Origin of the sequence: Mycobacterium sp. RTGN5, assembly GCF_033804465.1 — a bacterium.
Taxonomy (GTDB): domain Bacteria; phylum Actinomycetota; class Actinomycetes; order Mycobacteriales; family Mycobacteriaceae; genus Mycobacterium.
In genome coordinates this window covers 155,186-172,145 of the sequence record NZ_JAPZLA010000004.1, presented here as the reverse complement: position 1 = coordinate 172,145, position 16,960 = coordinate 155,186, and the positions used below count along the sequence as shown (strand labels likewise).

The window sequence follows — 16,960 nt, the reverse complement described above, 5'->3', positions numbered from 1 at the left end:
CTCCACCGGCAGTGATGAATGCGCAGCGCCTCAGCGATCAACTCGAAATCAGCGCGCTGCTGCATAGGTACGCACGCGCGGTCGACACCAAAGACTGGGACCTGTACCGCTCAGTGTTCACCGACGATGCCGTCCTCGACTACTCCTCGGCGGGAATCCCGGTCGGCTCGCGCGACCAGATCGCCGAGATGTTCAATCAGGCGTTCACCGCAATCCCGTGGACCATGCACTACATCACCAACATCGAGATCGAGTTCGACGACGGGCGGGGCGACACTGCGCGGGCGCGGGCGATGTTCTACAACCCGATGCTGTTGCCGGGCATGGTTGAGCAGAGTTCCTGCGGCGGCTATTACCTACACGATCTGGTTCGCACGGATGTGGGTTGGTGTAGCAGACATCTGCGCGAGGACAACGTGTGGTTCATCAACCGCCCCGACCTCAATCCGCCAACGTCAGGACGTTGATGCAAATCTGGACCGGCACCGCGTTCATGCACACCGCCGAAGCCGTACCCGTAGCACGCATGCTCGATGAGGCCGGCTTCGACGGGATCGTCGTTTCCGACCACATGATCTACCCACGGAACCTGTCCTCGCCGTATCCGTCGCCAACCGGAAAGCCGATGTGGACACCCGAGACAGCCTGGCCCGACTCCTGGGTCCTCATCGGTGCAATGGCCGCGGTGACCACTTCGATCAAGTTCACCAATGCTGTCTACATCGCTCCGGCCCGACCCCTACTGGAGGTTGCCAAGCAGGTAGCGACCGCAGCGGTCATCTCCGGCGACCGAGTCACCCTCACCGTCGGTGCCGGATGGATGCGCGAAGAGTTCGAGCTGATGGGCCAAGACTTCGCCACCCGTGGTAAACGACTCGACGAGATGATCGTGGCGCTACCCCACCTGTGGCGCGGAGGCTGGGTGGCGTGGAGCGGAAAGCATTACCAGATACCGGAATTGATGTTGGAGCCCCATCCGGCGAAGGCGGTACCGATAATGTGCGGTGGCGAATCCGAAGCGGCGCTGCGTCGCGCAGCGCGGTTGTGCGACGGTTGGGTCGGCAACGCCTACACCTGGGAGGACGCTGAAGAAAAGGTCACCACCCTCAACACACTTCGGCGCTCCTACGGGCGCACCGACGCGCCGTTCGAGATCATGCTCGCGATACGCGACGTGCCGTCGGCGGACATGTTCCGACGGGCCGAGGATATCGGCGTGACCGCGGTTATGTGTAGCCCGTGGGCGATGGCCGACGATGTCGCGTCCGGTTCTCACGACGGGTTCAAGTTGACCGCCGACCGCTATCGCGCACCCATCGAACGGTTCGCCGACACCATCCTCGCCAAGATGTCGCGATGACCGAATCCGCTGCCAGGAAACAAGACCCGCGGCCCCCGGAGGGGGATTGGCTGGGCACGAAGTTCTTGCGATTCGAGCGAGAGGGTCCCTTCGGGGTGTGCACACTCGACCGGCCCGAGGCGCGCAATGCGATGACGCCGGCGATGTACTTCGGCATCAAGTACGCGGTCAACCACGTGGCGTCCGATCCGGACCTCGCGGGCCTGATCATCACCGGCACCGCCGACGTTTTCGCGCCCGGAGGCGACATGGGAGGTGGCGGCGAAGACAACTGGTTGACGTTCGGTTCCGCATTGGGCATGGATGCACTCCCGTTCGACACGTTGCGCCAGTCGGCCAAACCCGTTGTGGCCGCGGTCAACGGCCTCTGTCAGGGCGGCGGCATGCAGATCGCCTTGTGCGCCGATATGGCCGTGGTCAGCGACCGAGCGAGGTTCCGGGTGCCCGAGCTGTACCGCGGGATCGCTGACACCTATTACAGCCACATGCTGGCCCGGCTCATCGGACCGGTCCGGACCAGAGACCTGATGTTCACCGGCCGCACCCTGTCGGCCCAGGAGGCCCTGGACTGGGGCCTGATTGCCCGTGTCGTCCCGCACGACGACCTGCCCGGCGCGGCGCGGGAGGTGCTGGCCCAGTGCTGTCGGACCGCGCCGCACGCCCGTGGAACCATCAAATCGAGCCTGGACAACTACATCGGCCTGTACGACCGCATCGGCATGCAGGCCAGCCTCGGCGCACCTGAGTCGATCGAAGGCTTCTCGGCCTTCAAGGAGCGGCGCTCGCCGAGCTGGGTCCACCCAGCCTTGCGGCTCGACGAGCGCCTCTGATGTCAGCCCACCGACTCCTGTCGTCAGAAACGGAAGCAGCATCAATGCCAGAAGGCCTCGACGACCTGTTCGGCCTCTCGGGGAGGATCGCGATCATCACTGGGGCGGCCGCCGGCATCGGCCTGGGGATTGCGCGTGTGCTCGCGTCAGCCGGCGCGACGGTAGTTCTCGCCGACCGTGACCAAACCGAGGCCGGGCGCCAAGCCGCCGCCATCGTCGCCGCAGGACATCGCGCCGTCGCAGTCGCTGTGGATCTCGCTGACGAGACGTCAATCGTTGAGGCGTGCGCGCATATCCACCAAGCCTATGGACCGCCATGGTTATTGGTGAACAACGCGGCGCTGCAGGACCGTGAACCCCTCTTGGAGGCATCCGCCTCAGAATGGGATCGCATCCATGACGTCAACGCGCGCGGCGCTTTCCTGATGACACGCGAAACGGCGCGGGTGATGGTGGCGGCCGGATTGGGCGGCAGGATCGTGAACATCGCCTCAAACGCGCTGCGTGGTGGCCTGATCAAAGGCCTCACTTCCTACGCATCGTCCAAGGGAGCGCTGGTCGCGCTGAGCCTCGCCTCCGCGTTCGAACTGGCCGAGCACGCAATCACGGTCAACACGATCCTTCCCGGTGCGGTTATCACCCCAGGCGCAATCAACGCCAAAGGCCCGGCCAGCGACGGCCCTGCGACGCGCAAGACACCCTTCGGCTTCCAATCCCCAGACGAAATCGGCGCTGCCGTATTGTTTTTCGCTTCACCTGCGGCGCGTCCCATCACGAACCAGGTGCTCGCAGTAGACGGAGGATTCTCCGTCAGCCAGTGAGGAGACTCGCCAGAGTGCCGGGTGGGATCCGATTAGCCGGTAGTCATTGCGCCGAGCCGCCGTTCCATTTGAGTTCACGAATTCCGACGGTGGAGCTGTCCGGTTGCACGGCACAGTCGCGTCAGCGGTCTCGCGGGTGATCTGTACGGAAACGGAGTCCCGTCAACGCGATCGGCAGCACGTCGGCTGAATTCACGCCCCACAAGTCAACTAGATCCGGGGCAATCCTGAACGACCGTGCGATTCTAGGATCCGCCATAAAGATGAGAAAAACACGTCCACCATGCCGATGAGAATTCTGCAAACTAGCCGCTAGAGCCATCGTCATCCGTCATGACGAGCGAGAACCTACAAGTCTGCCCGCAGGTACGATTTGCTCGTCGCTCAACAGACGGGGCAGTCGAATGGCCAAACTTCTCTTTGTCGTGACCGGGGCCAGCTATTGGACCCTTCGGGACGGGACGCGACATCCGACCGGCTACTGGGCCGAGGAGTTCGCTGCCCCGTACAGCGCGATCACCGGCGCCGGGCACGAGGTCGTGGTCGCCACGCCCAATGGCGTTGTTCCCCACGTGGATGTGATGAGCCTGCGGCCGGCGATGGCCGGAAGTGCACAGATCGCCCTCGACTTGGAGGAGATCCTGAAGTCGGCCGAAGAGCTGCGCCGCCCGATCGAATTGGCCGACGCGCGCCTCGATGATTACGACGCCGTCTACTACCCCGGCGGCCATGGGCCGATGGAAGACCTATGGCAAGACGCCGACTCCGGTCGGCTTCTGACCGCTGCACTGGCGTCGGGTAAGCCGTTGGCCATCGTGTGCCATGCGCCGGTGGCCATCATGGCCACCCGCAAGCATGGGGTCTCACCCTTTGCCGGGTATCGCGTCACGGCCTACACCAACGACGAGGAAGACGCGGTCGGCCTGCGTGCGAAGGCTCGCTGGACTGCCGAAGACGAACTGATCAAGCTTGGTGTCGACTTCAGCCGCGGGGAGATGTGGCAGCCCTATACCGTCGTCGACCGCAATTTGTTCACCGGGCAGAACCCCGCGTCCGCAGCGCCGCTGGCCCAGCAGGTACTTGCCGCGCTCGGCTGAAATCTACTGCTCGACAACGACTTTCATCGAGGATCCCGCGCGGAGCGCGGGCGTCAGCAGATAGCGGCCGCGGCGATCAGCCCGAACGCGATGAGCACGATGCTCAACACGAACGCCGCATGACCCATTGACAGCGCCACCACGACGCCGACCACGGCGGCGATGAAGATGGCGACCATCAGGAAACCCATCAGGCCCCGGTGCGGATTGATCGCGCCGGACGAGAGCGGCACGACTGTCGACCTTCTCGAACGTTCCATGCCGATCATCGAAACACCTCCGGGTGTGACCTGGCTCATCATTCGGAGTATAGGTGATGCACATCACAAATGAAGAACGACGCGGCTACCGTATGCCCAGGTCCCGGGGTCGATTAGAGCCCGACCCGGTCCAGTGCGTCGTCGAACTCCTCGGAGGCCACCTTGTCGCCCCTGCCCGCGGCGATCGCCCGCTGGTAGACCTCTACGGCCTCGTCGCCGACCAGGGCGAACCGGGCGTCCCAGGCCGCGGAGTCCAGTCGCCAGTACCCGGTGATGTCGTACTGGTCGATCGTCCAGCCCTGGGCCCGCAAGTACCGACGCACCTCGCGCGATGCGGCGGCTTCACCGGCGAACCAGCAGTAGCCGTGCGCAGGAACGTCGGCCTGTCGAACCAGATCCGCCAGCCGGCTCGGCGTGACCCCGTTGCCGCTACCGAGGCTGGGAATGACCGTGACGCCGGGGCGGGCGGGCAGGTAGTCCAGGTCGTGGTGGTCGGTGGCCTCGACGATGACGGTGGTCGCGACGGCGGGCGGCGTTTCCTCGACGATGCGGGCGGTGGCAGGCAGCCCGGACAGATCGGTGACGAGCAGCTGCCATGCGATGCCCCGCGGCGGCCGGTACCAGCAACGGGCGTGATCGAGGCCGATGCGGTCCCCGGCGGTGGCGGCCTGCGCCCAGGTGCTACCGCGGCCCCCGGTGTGCAGCACGATGTCGAGGTCGATTCGGTCGCCGTCGTGACGGCGCACGGAGTAGGTGCGGCCCTCTTCGGGTGTTGCCGGGTCGAAGTAGACGCCGACGGCGCAGTCGCCGCCCGCCGGGATGGCGAGCGATTCAGGGTCGTCGATGCGCAGGCTGATCCGGCGCAGCCGCGGGCTCACCTGCAGTGTCTCGACAACCGATGCGGACGAGAAGCTCATCAGATCGCCCCGGCCGCCCCCAGGGCGATGGCCGTCACCGTTGCCACCAGCCCGTCCTCGTCGGTGTCGATGTCACCGTGCAGCCACGCGATGATGAGCTCCGTGGTGCCGGCCACCAGTGCCCGGGTGCCCAACAGCCGATCGACCGACGGCTTCGGCCGCCCGGTGAAGGGCATGGCATCGGCGGCCATCCGCATGGTGAATTCGCCCACCACACGTTGTTGGCGCTGCCGCAGCCGCGGGAATCCCGGCGACTCCATGTACAAGCGGGCGTCAGCGGTACTGGAGGCCAACGCATGCACGACGGTGCGCAGCACACCATTGATCCGATCCGCCAGGGGAGCGGTCTTCAGCACGTTTTCCATTGCGCTGCTCAGGCGGGCGTAGAGATCGTCGGCGCAGGCGTCGAGCAGATCGTCCTTCGTGGCGAACTCGGCGTAGAAGTACCGCTTGCTCAGTTTCGCCCGCTGGCACACCAAGTCGACGGTCAGCGGCGCCACACCGACTTCGCCGATCAGTTCGCGCGCCGCATCGTGCAGGCGTTCGCGGCGCTCTTGCGAGCGCTGTTGGGAACTCAGGCCGCCGTAGGTGCGCCCCTCGACAGTCATGACGACATCTTGACCCATCTGTGGCGCACACCATAATCTAGAACGAAATCGTTCTAGATGCCAAGGAGGTATTGATGACCGCACGGATCATGGACGACGCGGGACGCGCGCTGGCCGTCCCGCAGTCGTATGCCGACGAAGCTCAATTGCATGCGGCGCTGGCCCATTTGCGCGCGCACGCTCCGGTGTCCTGGGTCGACGTCGAGGGTTATCGGCCGTTCTGGGCGATCACCAAACACGCCGATGTCATGGATATCGAGCGGCAGAATGATCTGTTCACCAACGATCCCCGGCCGATACTCGTGGCGACCGAACTCGACGAGAAGCTGCGCACCGATCGTGAGGCCGGGATCGGATTGAGCACGCTGATCCACATGGACGATCCGCACCACCGCGACATGCGCAAGATCGGTGCGGACTGGTTTCGCCCGAAGGCCATGCGCGCCTTGAAGGCTCGTTGTGACGAGCTGGCCAAGATGTATGTCGACCAGATGGTGGAACGTGGCCCCGAGTTGGACTTCTCTGCGGAGATCGCGGTCAACTATCCGCTCTACGTCATCCTGACGTTGTTGGGCCTGCCGGAATCCGACTTTCCCCGCATGCTCAAACTCACCCAGGAACTGTTCGGCGGCGACGACACCGAATTGCAGCGCGGCGGCTCCAGTGACGCGATGATCGCGGTGCTGTTGGATTTCTTCACCTACTTCGCCGCGTTGACTGCCTCCCGCCGCGAGCATCCGACCGAGGACCTCACCTCGGCGATCGCCAACGCCACCATCAACGGTCAGCCACTGTCCGATATGGACACCGCCTCCTACTACGTCATCATCGCCAGCGCCGGTCATGACACCACCAGCGCCGGAATCGCCGGTGGGCTATTGGAATTGGTGCGCAACCCCGCCGAACTGCACCGGCTCCAGAAGGATCCAGGCCTGATGGGCACCGCGGTCGAGGAGATGGTCCGCTGCGTGACGCCGGTCAAGGAGTTCATGCGCACCGCCCAAGTCGACACCGAAGTCCGCGGCGTCCCGATCGCCAAGGGCGAATCGGTTCTGCTGTCCTATGTTTCAGCCAACCGCGACGACGAAGTGTTCGACGACCCGATGCGCTTCGATGTCGGCCGCGACCCCAACAAACATCTGTCCTTCGGCTACGGCGTGCACTTCTGCCTGGGTGCCGCCCTGGCCCGGATGGAAATGCACAGCTTCTTCTCCGAGCTCGTCCCGCGGATCAACACCATCGAGCTGGCCGGCGACCCGGAGCTGTCCGCCACGACGTTCGTCGGCGGGGTCAAGCACCTGCCGATCCGCTACTCGTTGAAGTAGGGTCGACGGACTCTCTCGGGCGATTGCGCCTCGGCGGCCAACGCCACCGGCGATAATGCCGGTGAGTCAGAAGTGAGAGGGAGGCGGACCTGAGCGCGCCCGGTGAAGCCCGTCTGGACGCGGGCCAGCTCGCGGCCTTCGCCGCGATAGTCGAGCTCGGCAGTTTCGAGGCGGCCGCCGAACAACTGCATGTGACGCCGTCGGCGGTGAGCCAGCGCATCAAGGCGCTGGAGAAATATGTGGGCCAGGTGCTGCTGGTTCGCGGAAAGCCTTGCTTCCCAACAGCGGCCGGGAAACCGCTGCTGCGGCTGGCCGCTCAGAACGCGATGCTGGAGGCGGAGGCCATCGCCGAGATGACCGGTGGTGGTCACTCCGCGCCGCGGCCGCGGATCGCGATGGCGGTCAACGCGGATTCGATGGCGACGTGGTTCGCCGGCGTGCTCCCGCAGCTGTCTGATGTGTTGCTCGACATTCGCATCGAGGACCAGGACCATTCCGCCCGGCTGTTGCGCGAAGGGGTGGTGATGGGCGCGGTCACCACCGAGCGCACACCGGTGCCGGGCTGCCGGGTGCACCCTCTTGGCGTGATGCGGTATCTGCCCGTGGCCAGCAGCGACTACGTGAAGCGCCATCTACCAGGCGGTTTCACCGCCGACGCGGTGGCGCTTGCGCCGTCACTGGCGTGGAACCGCGACGACGCGCTCCAGGACATGTTGGTGCGGAAGGTCTTTCGTCGTGCGATCGACCGGCAGGTCCATTATGTGCCGACCGCGGAGGGGTTCGGTGCGGCGGTGCGCGCCGGACTGGGCTGGGGAATGTATCCGGAGCAATCGGCCGCCTCGGCCCTGGCCGACGGGTCCTTCGTCCAGGTTTGCGATGTCCACCTTGATGTTCCGCTGTTCTGGCAGTGCTGGAAGCTCGAGAGTCCGCTGCTTGCGACTCTCACCAGCACGGTGCTGGCCGCGACAGAAGAACTGCGCCGCCGCCGGTAAGCGTATCCACAGGAAAGTCACAGCCGAAGCGCAAGGCGCGGTGACTGTTCCGGGATCGGACAACGCCGCCCCGCGCCGACAACGGCGACGCCGGGGTGATCAGGATTGACGTCTACGATCGGTCGGTTGGTCCGTCGATCGTGGAGTGGTGAATGCGCAATGTGATTCGCAGGGCGTGGGTCCTGTTGTCGATGGTGGCGGCACTGATCGCACTGCAACTCGGTCCGGTCGCCATGGCGTGTGCTGACGATGTCCTGCCCAATGTTCGGTTCACCACCACGTCTGGTGCGCCGCTGCAAAATGGTGCGACGTACGGTATCGGCACGGTCATCGTCGCGCATTTCGACGGTCCGGTGGACGACAAAGGTCTGGCCGATCAGGCGCTGCAGGTCGACACCTCGACGCAGGTGGCCGGCGCATGGCACTGGGTCGATGATCGGACCGCGCATTGGCGCCCACCGCAGTACTACGACCCGGGCACCGTCGTCACCGTGACCCCGGGGCCGGGGCCGCCGCTGACGTTCACCATCGGAGCCTCGCACGTGTCGATCGCCGACGACGCCACCAAGCAGGTGACGGTATTCGACGGCGGAAAGCTGGTGCGCACCATGCCCACGTCGATGGGCCGTGGCGGCACCGAGAAGGTCGGCAACACGACACTGAGCTTCTGGACCCAACCGGGTGTCTATACCGTTCTGGACAAGAGCAATCCGGTGATCATGGACTCCTCGACGTACGGTCTGCCGATCAACTCCCATCTCGGCTACAAGGAGTCGATCAACTACGCGGTGCGCATCAGCACCGACGGGGTCTACTTGCACGAGTTGGACGCGACGGTGTCGGCGCAGGGCAACACCGACACCAGCCACGGCTGTTTGAACCTCAACCGCGACAACGCCACCTGGTTCTACAACTTCTCGGTGCCAGGCGACGTCGTCGAGGTGCGCCACAGCGGAGGCAAGCCGCTGCAGCTGTGGCAGAACGGGGACTGGAGCGTGCCCTGGGATCAGTGGGCCTAGGGTGTGTCGAGCAGCCGGATCATGTCGGCGCGCATCTCGACCTTGCGCACCTTGCCGGTGACGGTCATCGGAAAGTCGTCGACGACACGCACGTAGCGCGGAATCTTGTAGTGCGCCAGCTTTCCCGCCGCGTATGCCTGCACGCCCGCCGCATCCAGGGGCGTACTGCCCGCGCGCATCTTGATCCACGCGCAGATCTCCTCCCCGTACCTCGGGTCGGGCACACCGATCACCTGGACGTCGTCGATGTCGGGGTGGGTGTACAGGAATTCCTCGATCTCCCGGGGATAGACGTTCTCCCCGCCGCGGATCACCATGTCCTTGATCCGCCCGACGATCTGGCAGTAGCCGTCGTCCCGCATCACCGCCAGATCGCCGGTGTGCATCCAGCCCTCGCTGTCGATGGCCTCGGCGGTCTTGGCCTCGTCATTCCAGTAGCCGAGCATCACCGAGTAACCGCGGGTGCAGAACTCGCCGGTCGCACCGCGTTCGACGAGCGCGCCGGTGTCGGGGTCGACGATCTTGATCTCGACATGGGGATGCGCCCGCCCGACGGTGGCGGTCCGGCGCTCCAGGTCGTCGTCGATCAGGGTTTGGCACGACACCGGTGAGGTTTCGGTCATGCCGTAGGCGATGGACACCTCCGACATGTGGAGCGCATCGAGGCAGCGCTTCATGATCTCCACCGGGCACGGCGCGCCGGCCATGATGCCGGTTCGCAGCGACGAGACGTCACGCTGCGCAAGGTCGGGGTGTCCCAGCATCGCGATGAACATGGTCGGCACCCCGTACAGCGCGGTGCAGCGCTCCTGTTCCACCGCGGCCAGGGTGGCGCCGGGGTCGAAGCCGGCGGCCGGGATGACCATCGTGGCGCCGTGGGTGGTACACCCCAGATTGCCCATCACCATGCCGAAGCAGTGATAGAACGGCACCGGGATACACAGCCGGTCGCCTGGCCCGAAATTGATCACGTCGGTGACGAAGAAACCGTTGTTGAGGATGTTGCGGTGCGACAACACCGCCCCCTTGGGGGAACCCGTTGTGCCGGAGGTGTATTGGATGTTGATCGGATCCTCTTGCGTGAGCGACCCCATCCGGGCGCGCAGCTCGTCGGCTGACGTCTGATCGCTGCGTTGTCTCAGCGACGCCCAATCCGGGGAATCGAGAAACACCACCTCGGCCACATCCGGCACCTCGGGGCGCACCTCGGCGACCATGCTGCGGTAATCGGAGGTTCTGAATTCGGTAGCCGACACCAGCATCCGGACGCCGGCGTGCCGCAGCACATAGGCCAGTTCATGGGTGCGGTAGGCCGGGTTGATGGTCACCAGGATCGCGCCCACCTTCGCGGTGGCGTACTGCAGCATGGTCCACTCCGCGCAGTTGGGCGCCCAGATGCCGACCCGGTCGCCCTTGTCGATGCCCGATGACATCAGTGCTCTTGCCAGCAAATCGATTTCACGATTCAGTTCGGCGTAGGTCCAGCGTCGTCCGGTCGGGACGTCGACCAGTGCGTCCACATCGGGATATGCCGACGCGGTGCGTTCGAAGTTCGCGCCGATGGTCTCGTCCAGCAAGCCAATGTCGTCGGGGCCGGCCGTATACGACGCCGTATAGGACATTGGCGCACCGTACCTTTCGCGCAGGACAGTCTTGAGTACCTTGCCGCTTGCGTTGCGGGGCAACGTGTCAACGACGGCGACGCGACGTGGGCGCTTGTAGGCCGCGAGGCGCTCGCGGCAGTGCGATTCGATCTCGTCGTCGGTCGGCGGGTCACCGGGGTCGCGCGGCACGATCACCGCCAAGGGCGTCTCGCCCCACTTCGGGTCCGGCACACCGATGACGGCCACCTCGGCGATCTTGGGGTGCGCCGCCAGGACGTTCTCCACCTCGGCGCTGTAGATGTTCTCGCCGCCGGAAATGATCATGTCCTTCTTCCGATCGACCACGTAGACGTAGCCGTCCTCATCCTGCCTGACCAGGTCACCCGAATGGAACCATCCGCCGCGAAAGGCCGCTGCCGTTTCGGCGGGATTGTTCCAGTACCCCGTCATCACCAGGGGGCCCTGATAGACGATCTCGCCGACCGTACCCGGCGCGACGTCGTTCATGTCGTCATCGACGATGCGGGCCTCGACGTTGAGCATCGGCGTGCCGACCGAGCCGATCTTTCCGATCGCGTCCTCGCCACGTAACAGGCAGGTGATCGGACTGCATTCGGTCTGCCCGAATGCAGCGACGATCTCGGCGCCAGGGAAGGTGTCGATCATGTTCTGCAACAAGGTGGTCGAGGCCGGGGCCGCTCCCCACCAGATGCGCCGCAGGTGCGACAGGTCCCGTGCGGCGAGTCCGTCGATCGCGCACACAATCTGCCACTGCGCCGGGGTCATCCAGCAGGAGGTCACCCGCTCCGTGACGATGGTGCGCACCGTCTCTTCGGCGTCGAACCCGCCCGAGGACGGGATGACGACTTTGCCGCCGGTGAAGAACGCGGGCAACATCCCCGATACCCCCGCGGTGTGGAACAGCGGTGCCACCCCCAGCCAGCAGTCGTCGTCGGCGCGATGGCCCAGCGTGGCAATCGAACTGAAAGCGTGTAGATAGAGGTTGCGGTGCGTCAGCACAGCACCTTTGGGGAAGCCGGTGGTGCCCGAGGTGTACATGATGAATGCGGGGTCCTGGTCGCCCACGATGACGCCGAGGGGTTCCTCGCCCGCACGGTCGATGGCGTCCTGCAGGTCGCCGCCGATGGTCAGCACGGTGTGCACCGATGACGACTGCGCCCGCTCGAGCACCGGCGCCAGCGCGGCGTCGACGACAACCGCCGATGCGCCACTATCGGCCAGCAGGTAGGCGATCTCGTCGGCGACCAGCCGAAAATTCAATGGCACCACGACCGCACCCAGACGCAGTGCCGCGAACCAGGTTTCGACGAGTTCGAGGCTGTTGAGCCCCAGCACCGCCACCCGATCGCCGCGGTTGATGCCGCGCTGCGCCAGTGCGTTGGCCAGCCGAGTCACCCGCGCGTCGATCTCGCCAAAGGTGCCGCGGCGGCGCGGGTCGGCGAATGCGACGGTGCCGGGACGTACCCGGGCGTGCCGGGCGAGGACGTCACTGAGGGTGATCCCCGTCGACGCGGACGTGGTCACAGGCCGACCCGGTCGGCGAGGAGCGCCCGGTGCTGCGCGCTGCTGCCGAAGAGGGCTTCGGTGGTTTTGGCCCGCCGGAGGTAGAGATGCAGATCGTGCTCCCAGGTGAAGGCGATGCCACCGTGCACCTGGGTCGCGGTGCCCGCGCAGAGGGTGAACGTGTCGGCGGCCTGCGCCTTCACCAACGGCGCGGCGACGGCAAATTCGCCGGGGTCGCAGGCACTCATCGCCGCGAACATCACCGCCACCCTGGTTGCGTCGATCTCGATCGCCATGTCGGCACACATATGTTTGACCGCCTGGAACATCCCGATCGCACGATCGAACTGTCTTCTGCTGCAGGAGTATTCGACGCTCATTGCCAGGCACGCCTCGGCGCCCCCGAGCATCTCGGCGGCCAGCAGCACCCGCGCGGTGTCCAGCACCCGCTCGAACTGGTCGGGAGAGGAATCGAGCTGTTCGGCCGGGGCCTGCCGCAAGGTCAGTATGGCGACGGGCCGGGTGATGTCGAACGACGGCAGCCGCTCGACGCTGACCCCTGGAGCGTCGGCGCTCACCACGTAGAGCCCGACCGCATCCCCGGCGCGTGCGGCAATCACGAACAGTCCCGCGACGTGGCCATGCAAGACCGGCGCGGATACTCCGTTCAGCACCGTCTGGCCATCGACTCGGCTGGCTGACACCGTCGCCGATGCGGGGTCGGCGGCGCCCGGCCCGGTGGCCGCGAACGTCGCGATGCGCTCTCCGTTGAGCAGGCCGGGCAGCAGGCGTTGACGTTGTTCCTCGCTACCCATGCTCAGCACGGCCTGCACGGCGAAGGCATGGCCGGCCAGCGGGACCGGGGTCAGCGCGCGGCCGAACTCCTCGAACACGATCGCCGATTCGACCAACGTGCCCCCCACCCCGCCGTACTCGGTCGGGACCGGCAGCCCAGGTAGTTCCAGTTCGCGGCATAGCCGTTGCCACAGCCGTTCGTCGTGGCCCTGTGCGTCGGCGACTTCACGGACCCACGACAGCGGGGTGGTCTCGGCCAGGAAGGCGCGCATCGAATCGCGAAAGTCCAGTTGCTCGGTGTTGTACCGAAAATCCATGTCAGCGCGGCTCCTTCGGAAGGCCGAGCAGCTGTTCACCGATCACGTTGCGCTGGATCTGGGAGCTGCCCGCGTAGATGGTGGCGGCCCGCGCGTAGAGCAGCTCGTCGAGCCAGCAGGCCGCCGAATTGGGTGTGCCGGGTACCGGGATGATCAGTGCGCCACCGTTTCCCGGACCGTCCGCGTAAAGCGCGTCAATCCCAAGGATGTCGACGGCCAGGTCGGTGTACCGGCGGAAGTATTCGCTCCAGATCACCTTGTTGATGGCGGCCGCGGCACCCGGTCGCTGCCCGTTCAGCAGTGCGGTCAGACCGCGGTAGCCCTGGTAGCGCAGGATCTGCACGCGTGAATAGCACCACGCCAGCTCGTCGCGTATCAGGGGCTCGGTGTGCCGGCCCCGCGCCCTGGCGAGCTGCCGCAGCCAATCCAATCCGCGGCCGAACTCAATTGCTGCCGTGGTGATCTGGGAGCCCCGTTCAAAGCCGAGGACCGTCATCGCGGTCGCCCAGCCGCCGCCGATCCCGCCGAGCACATCGGTGGCTCTGGCCCGGGCGTCGGTGAAGAACACCTCGGAGAACGACGCGTGCCCGGCCGCATTGACGATAGGCCGCACCGCCACACCCGGCTGGTCGACCGGCACCAACAACATCGACAGGCCTTTGTGCTTAGGCACTTCGGGGTCCGTGCGGGCCAGCACGAAGATCCAGTTGGCCGTCGGACCCGCCGACGTCCAGATCTTCTGACCGTTGACTACCCACTCACCGCCGTCGAGCACGGCTTTCGTCCGCACCGACGCGAGATCCGAACCTGCCTCCGGTTCGGAGAAACCCTGGCACCAGCGGTCCTCACCGGACAGGATGCGCGGCAGGAAGTGCTTCTTCTGCTCCTCGGTGCCCAAGGCGATCAGGGTGTTGCCCAGCAGGTCGACGCCGAACATGTCGTTCTCGTCGCGCTCGGGCGCGCCGCCGCGGGAGAATTCCTCGGCCAGCACCGCCTGTTCGATCACGGAAAGACCGCCGCCGCCGTAATCCTTGGGCCAGGAGATGGCCACCAGGCCACGGTCGGCGAGGATCTTGCGCCACCGATGCCGGAGCTCGTCACGTTCCTCGGGCGGTAGCGCGCCGGGACCGGTCCAGTCGGACGGCAGATGTTCGGCGAGGAAGGCCCGGATCTCGTCGCGGAATTTCTCCGCTTCGGGGGGATAGTCGATGTCCACCTGTGCTTCGCTCCCCGGTCAGGGCCGGTTCTTGCTGGCGGGCAGGATCTCCGGAGCCAGCCGCCAGTCTTCGAGTCCGTCCTCAAGGGTGCCGATGCCCAGCGGATTGCCATTCAGTTCGGCCCAATGCGAGTGATTGAGCTGGTGCAGCGAGAAGCAGGCGTCCAGCGCGGTGGAGAAGCCCATGGCATCCACGGTCTGGTTCACCGATTCCTTGATCAGCAGCGACGCGACAGTCGGGACCTTGGCGATGCGGCGGGCGAACTCGATGGTGCGCTCCGAGAGCTCATCGCCTGCGAAGACCTTGCTGACCATCCCGAGGGCGTGGGCGTCGTCGGCGCTCAGCGAGTCACCGGTGAGCAGCAGTTCTTTGGCCTTGCGTGGGCCGAATTCCCAGGGGTGGCCGAAGTACTCGACCCCGCACATCCCCAACCGGGTGCCGACCACGTCGGCGAAGGTCGTGTCCTCCGCGGCGACGATGAGATCGCAGCACCAGGTCAGCATCAGACCCGCCGACAAGACCAGTCCGTGCACCTCGGCAATGGTGATCTTGCGCAGGTTTCGCCACCGCTTGGTGTTCTGGAAGAAGTAGTGCCATTCCTGCCGGTGCCGGGCATCGGCGCCGGTCAGCGTCCCGCCGTTGCATAGGTAGGTGGGGTGCTGGCCGGAACCGTTCGAGCGTTCCCGGACGTCATCGGAGGAACCGAGGTCGTGGCCCGCTGAGAAGCAGGGCCCTGCGCCGCGCAGGATCACCACGCGGACGGTGTCGTCCTCTTCAGCGAGTTCGAACGCCGTCCCGAGCTCGACGAGCATTCCCCGGTTCTGCGCGTTGCGCTGTTTCGGGCGATCGAGAGTGATCACGGCGATCCGGCCGTCGTCGATGACCTCGTACCCGATGTAGTCGAAATGCTGCACGAATGCTCCCTTCCCTCGCTGCGGATGGCCGCCGCTGTTGCAGCACGCTACGCGGGCGATGATCAAAATGTCCATAGCCGATACGCTCATAAAGAAACTTGTGGCTCAGTAAACAAGCAAGAAAAAGTGGTTCTTGCATCTGGTCAAGTATCTTGCTAGTACTGTGTTGTAAGTCGCAGCCGAGGGATCAGATGCGCTTGCTCGACCACTACCGAGAGGGTTCAAGATGGAGATCGGACTTTTCCTGATGCCGGCGCATCCACCGGAGCGCAGCCTGTACGACGCGACCCAGTGGGACCTTGACCTCATCACGCTGGCCGACGAGCTCGGCTACGTGGAGGCGTGGGTCGGCGAGCACTTCACGGTGCCGTGGGAACCGATCTGCGCGCCGGATCTGCTGCTGGCTCAGGCGCTGCTGCGCACCAAGAACATCAAGCTCGCTCCCGGCGCGCATCTGCTGCCGTATCACCATCCGGTCGAGCTGGCCCATCGGGTGGCCTACTTCGACCACCTCGCGCAGGGCCGGTTCATGCTCGGTGTCGGCGCCAGCGGTATCCCGGGGGACTGGGCGTTGTTCGACGTCGACGGCAAGAACGGTGAGCACCGCGAGATGACCCGCGAAGCGCTCGAAATCATGTTGAAGGTCTGGACCGAGGATCAGCCGTGGGAGTTCCGCGGAAAGTACTGGAACGCCAACGGAATCGCGCCGATGTTCGACGGCCTGATGAGGCGGCACATCAAGCCCTTCCAGGCACCTCACCCCCCGATCGGGGTGACCGGGTTCAGCGCGGGCTCCGAGACCCTGAAGATGGCCGGCGAGCGGGGCTACCTCCCGATGAGCCTGGACCTCAACACCGAATATGTTGCCTCGCACTGGGACGCGGTGCTCGAAGGTGCCGCCCGGTCGGGACGTACGCCGGATCGCAAGGACTGGCGGCTGGTGCGCGAGGTCGTCGTCGCCGAAACAGACGAACAGGCGTTCCGCTACGCGGTGGACGGCATGATGGGCCGCAACATGCGCGAGTACGTCTTGCCGACCTTCCGGATGTTCGGCATGACCAAGTTCTACAAGCACGACCCGTCGGTGCCCGATGAGGATGTGACCCCGGAGTACTTGGCCGAGAACACCTTTGTCGTCGGCTCGGTCGAAACGGTGGTCGACAAGCTGGAAGCCACCTACGACCAGGTCGGCGGGTTCGGACATCTGCTGATCCTCGGTTTCGATTACCTCGACAATCCGGGTCCGTGGAAAGAGTCCATGCGGCTGCTGGCCGAAGAGGTCATGCCGCGGCTCAACGCGCGCATCGCCAAGAAACCGGCGTCGGCGATCGTCTAACCGGGATCCATAGGACCGAATCGG

The 16,960-nt window shown here is 65.3% G+C and carries 16 protein-coding genes and 1 pseudogene; 9 read left to right on the top strand and 8 right to left on the bottom strand.

Annotated elements, in window-relative coordinates:
* Positions 1 to 14 precede the first annotated feature (14 nt).
* The 5 genes from SLQ31_RS20985 (at position 15) to SLQ31_RS20965 (ending at position 4,108) form a co-directional block, all read left to right on the top strand.
* Entirely contained in the window at positions 15 to 467 is a 453-nt protein-coding gene (locus SLQ31_RS20985) for a nuclear transport factor 2 family protein (RefSeq protein ID WP_319436240.1), read from the top strand.
* Positions 467 to 1,360, top strand: coding sequence for a TIGR03619 family F420-dependent LLM class oxidoreductase (locus tag SLQ31_RS20980; RefSeq protein ID WP_174400789.1), 894 nt, complete (start codon positions 467 to 469; stop codon positions 1,358 to 1,360). Before SLQ31_RS20985 ends, SLQ31_RS20980 begins: the two co-directional genes overlap by 1 nt.
* The gene (locus SLQ31_RS20975) at positions 1,357 to 2,190 is read left to right on the top strand and encodes an enoyl-CoA hydratase/isomerase family protein (RefSeq protein WP_319435978.1); all 834 of its coding nucleotides are present in this window, start codon (positions 1,357 to 1,359) and stop codon (positions 2,188 to 2,190) included. The genes SLQ31_RS20980 and SLQ31_RS20975 overlap by 4 nt, the downstream gene beginning before the upstream one ends.
* Positions 2,191 to 2,234: 44 nt before the next feature.
* Positions 2,235 to 3,011 (top strand): SDR family NAD(P)-dependent oxidoreductase, encoded by a 777-nt coding sequence (locus tag SLQ31_RS20970; protein ID WP_319435977.1) that lies wholly within the window; start codon positions 2,235 to 2,237, stop codon positions 3,009 to 3,011.
* A gap of 404 nt (positions 3,012 to 3,415) precedes the next feature.
* Positions 3,416 to 4,108: a type 1 glutamine amidotransferase domain-containing protein gene (locus SLQ31_RS20965; RefSeq protein WP_319435976.1), complete on the top strand. Its 693-nt coding sequence runs from the start codon at positions 3,416 to 3,418 to the stop codon at positions 4,106 to 4,108.
* 53 nt (positions 4,109 to 4,161) lie between these two features.
* On the opposite strand, the gene SLQ31_RS20960 is transcribed toward SLQ31_RS20965, so the two are convergent.
* The 3 genes from SLQ31_RS20960 to SLQ31_RS20950 form a co-directional block, all read right to left on the bottom strand.
* Positions 4,162 to 4,407 (bottom strand): hypothetical protein, encoded by a 246-nt coding sequence (locus tag SLQ31_RS20960; RefSeq protein WP_319435975.1) that lies wholly within the window; start codon positions 4,405 to 4,407, stop codon positions 4,162 to 4,164.
* 74 nt (positions 4,408 to 4,481) lie between these two features.
* Positions 4,482 to 5,285: a siderophore-interacting protein gene (locus tag SLQ31_RS20955; protein WP_319435974.1), complete on the bottom strand. Its 804-nt coding sequence runs from the start codon at positions 5,283 to 5,285 to the stop codon at positions 4,482 to 4,484.
* Complete coding sequence (locus tag SLQ31_RS20950) at positions 5,285 to 5,893, bottom strand: TetR/AcrR family transcriptional regulator (protein WP_319435973.1); 609 nt, start codon at positions 5,891 to 5,893, stop codon at positions 5,285 to 5,287. Before SLQ31_RS20950 ends, SLQ31_RS20955 begins: the two co-directional genes overlap by 1 nt.
* A gap of 74 nt (positions 5,894 to 5,967) precedes the next feature.
* Here SLQ31_RS20950 and SLQ31_RS20945 point away from each other — a divergent pair, with 74 nt between their 5' ends.
* Complete coding sequence (locus SLQ31_RS20945; protein WP_319435972.1) at positions 5,968 to 7,218, top strand: cytochrome P450; 1,251 nt, start codon at positions 5,968 to 5,970, stop codon at positions 7,216 to 7,218.
* On the opposite strand, the gene SLQ31_RS20940 is transcribed toward SLQ31_RS20945, so the two are convergent.
* Entirely contained in the window at positions 7,203 to 7,409 is a 207-nt protein-coding gene (locus SLQ31_RS20940; protein ID WP_319435971.1) for a hypothetical protein, read from the bottom strand. The two genes, SLQ31_RS20945 and SLQ31_RS20940, sit on opposite strands and share 16 nt — an antisense overlap.
* On the opposite strand from SLQ31_RS20940, the gene SLQ31_RS20935 reads away from it, so the two are divergent.
* The gene (locus SLQ31_RS20935) at positions 7,308 to 8,210 is read left to right on the top strand and encodes a LysR family transcriptional regulator ArgP (protein ID WP_319436238.1); all 903 of its coding nucleotides are present in this window, start codon (positions 7,308 to 7,310) and stop codon (positions 8,208 to 8,210) included. The genes SLQ31_RS20940 and SLQ31_RS20935 overlap by 102 nt on opposite strands.
* A 269-nt stretch (positions 8,211 to 8,479) precedes the next feature.
* Positions 8,480 to 9,229: pseudogene (locus tag SLQ31_RS20930) on the top strand (L,D-transpeptidase); the annotation flags it as partial.
* Here SLQ31_RS20930 and SLQ31_RS29520 read toward each other — a convergent pair.
* From SLQ31_RS29520 to SLQ31_RS20905, 4 genes are read right to left on the bottom strand one after another with little or no spacing between them, the layout of a single operon-like run.
* A complete protein-coding gene (locus tag SLQ31_RS29520; protein WP_413642637.1) occupies positions 9,226 to 12,378 on the bottom strand; it encodes a long-chain-fatty-acid--CoA ligase in 3,153 nt (1,050 codons plus the stop codon). The pseudogene SLQ31_RS20930 and the gene SLQ31_RS29520 overlap by 4 nt on opposite strands.
* Positions 12,375 to 13,469 (bottom strand): acyl-CoA dehydrogenase family protein, encoded by a 1,095-nt coding sequence (locus SLQ31_RS20915; protein WP_319435970.1) that lies wholly within the window; start codon positions 13,467 to 13,469, stop codon positions 12,375 to 12,377. The genes SLQ31_RS29520 and SLQ31_RS20915 overlap by 4 nt, the downstream gene beginning before the upstream one ends.
* A gap of 1 nt (position 13,470) precedes the next feature.
* Positions 13,471 to 14,685 (bottom strand): acyl-CoA dehydrogenase, encoded by a 1,215-nt coding sequence (locus SLQ31_RS20910; protein WP_319435969.1) that lies wholly within the window; start codon positions 14,683 to 14,685, stop codon positions 13,471 to 13,473.
* An 18-nt stretch (positions 14,686 to 14,703) separates the two neighbouring features.
* Positions 14,704 to 15,600, bottom strand: a complete 897-nt coding sequence (locus SLQ31_RS20905) for an enoyl-CoA hydratase (protein ID WP_319435968.1) — start codon at positions 15,598 to 15,600, stop codon at positions 14,704 to 14,706.
* Positions 15,601 to 15,826: 226 nt separating this feature from the next.
* Between SLQ31_RS20905 and SLQ31_RS20900 the strand changes: the two genes are divergently transcribed.
* The gene (locus SLQ31_RS20900) at positions 15,827 to 16,936 is read left to right on the top strand and encodes an LLM class flavin-dependent oxidoreductase (RefSeq protein WP_319435967.1); all 1,110 of its coding nucleotides are present in this window, start codon (positions 15,827 to 15,829) and stop codon (positions 16,934 to 16,936) included.
* Positions 16,937 to 16,960 lie beyond the last annotated feature (24 nt).

Coding starts and splice junctions, on each gene's coding strand:
- SLQ31_RS20985 (WP_319436240.1), top strand. CDS start 15: ATGAATGCGCAGCGCCTCAGCGATCAACTCGAAATCAGCGCGCTGCTG.
- SLQ31_RS20980 (WP_174400789.1), top strand. CDS start 467: ATGCAAATCTGGACCGGCACCGCGTTCATGCACACCGCCGAAGCCGTA.
- SLQ31_RS20975 (WP_319435978.1), top strand. CDS start 1,357: ATGACCGAATCCGCTGCCAGGAAACAAGACCCGCGGCCCCCGGAGGGG.
- SLQ31_RS20970 (WP_319435977.1), top strand. CDS start 2,235: ATGCCAGAAGGCCTCGACGACCTGTTCGGCCTCTCGGGGAGGATCGCG.
- SLQ31_RS20965 (WP_319435976.1), top strand. CDS start 3,416: ATGGCCAAACTTCTCTTTGTCGTGACCGGGGCCAGCTATTGGACCCTT.
- SLQ31_RS20960 (WP_319435975.1), bottom strand. CDS start 4,407: ATGAGCCAGGTCACACCCGGAGGTGTTTCGATGATCGGCATGGAACGT.
- SLQ31_RS20955 (WP_319435974.1), bottom strand. CDS start 5,285: ATGAGCTTCTCGTCCGCATCGGTTGTCGAGACACTGCAGGTGAGCCCG.
- SLQ31_RS20950 (WP_319435973.1), bottom strand. CDS start 5,893: ATGACTGTCGAGGGGCGCACCTACGGCGGCCTGAGTTCCCAACAGCGC.
- SLQ31_RS20945 (WP_319435972.1), top strand. CDS start 5,968: ATGACCGCACGGATCATGGACGACGCGGGACGCGCGCTGGCCGTCCCG.
- SLQ31_RS20940 (WP_319435971.1), bottom strand. CDS start 7,409: ATGCAGTTGTTCGGCGGCCGCCTCGAAACTGCCGAGCTCGACTATCGC.
- SLQ31_RS20915 (WP_319435970.1), bottom strand. CDS start 13,469: ATGGATTTTCGGTACAACACCGAGCAACTGGACTTTCGCGATTCGATG.
- SLQ31_RS20900 (WP_319435967.1), top strand. CDS start 15,827: ATGGAGATCGGACTTTTCCTGATGCCGGCGCATCCACCGGAGCGCAGC.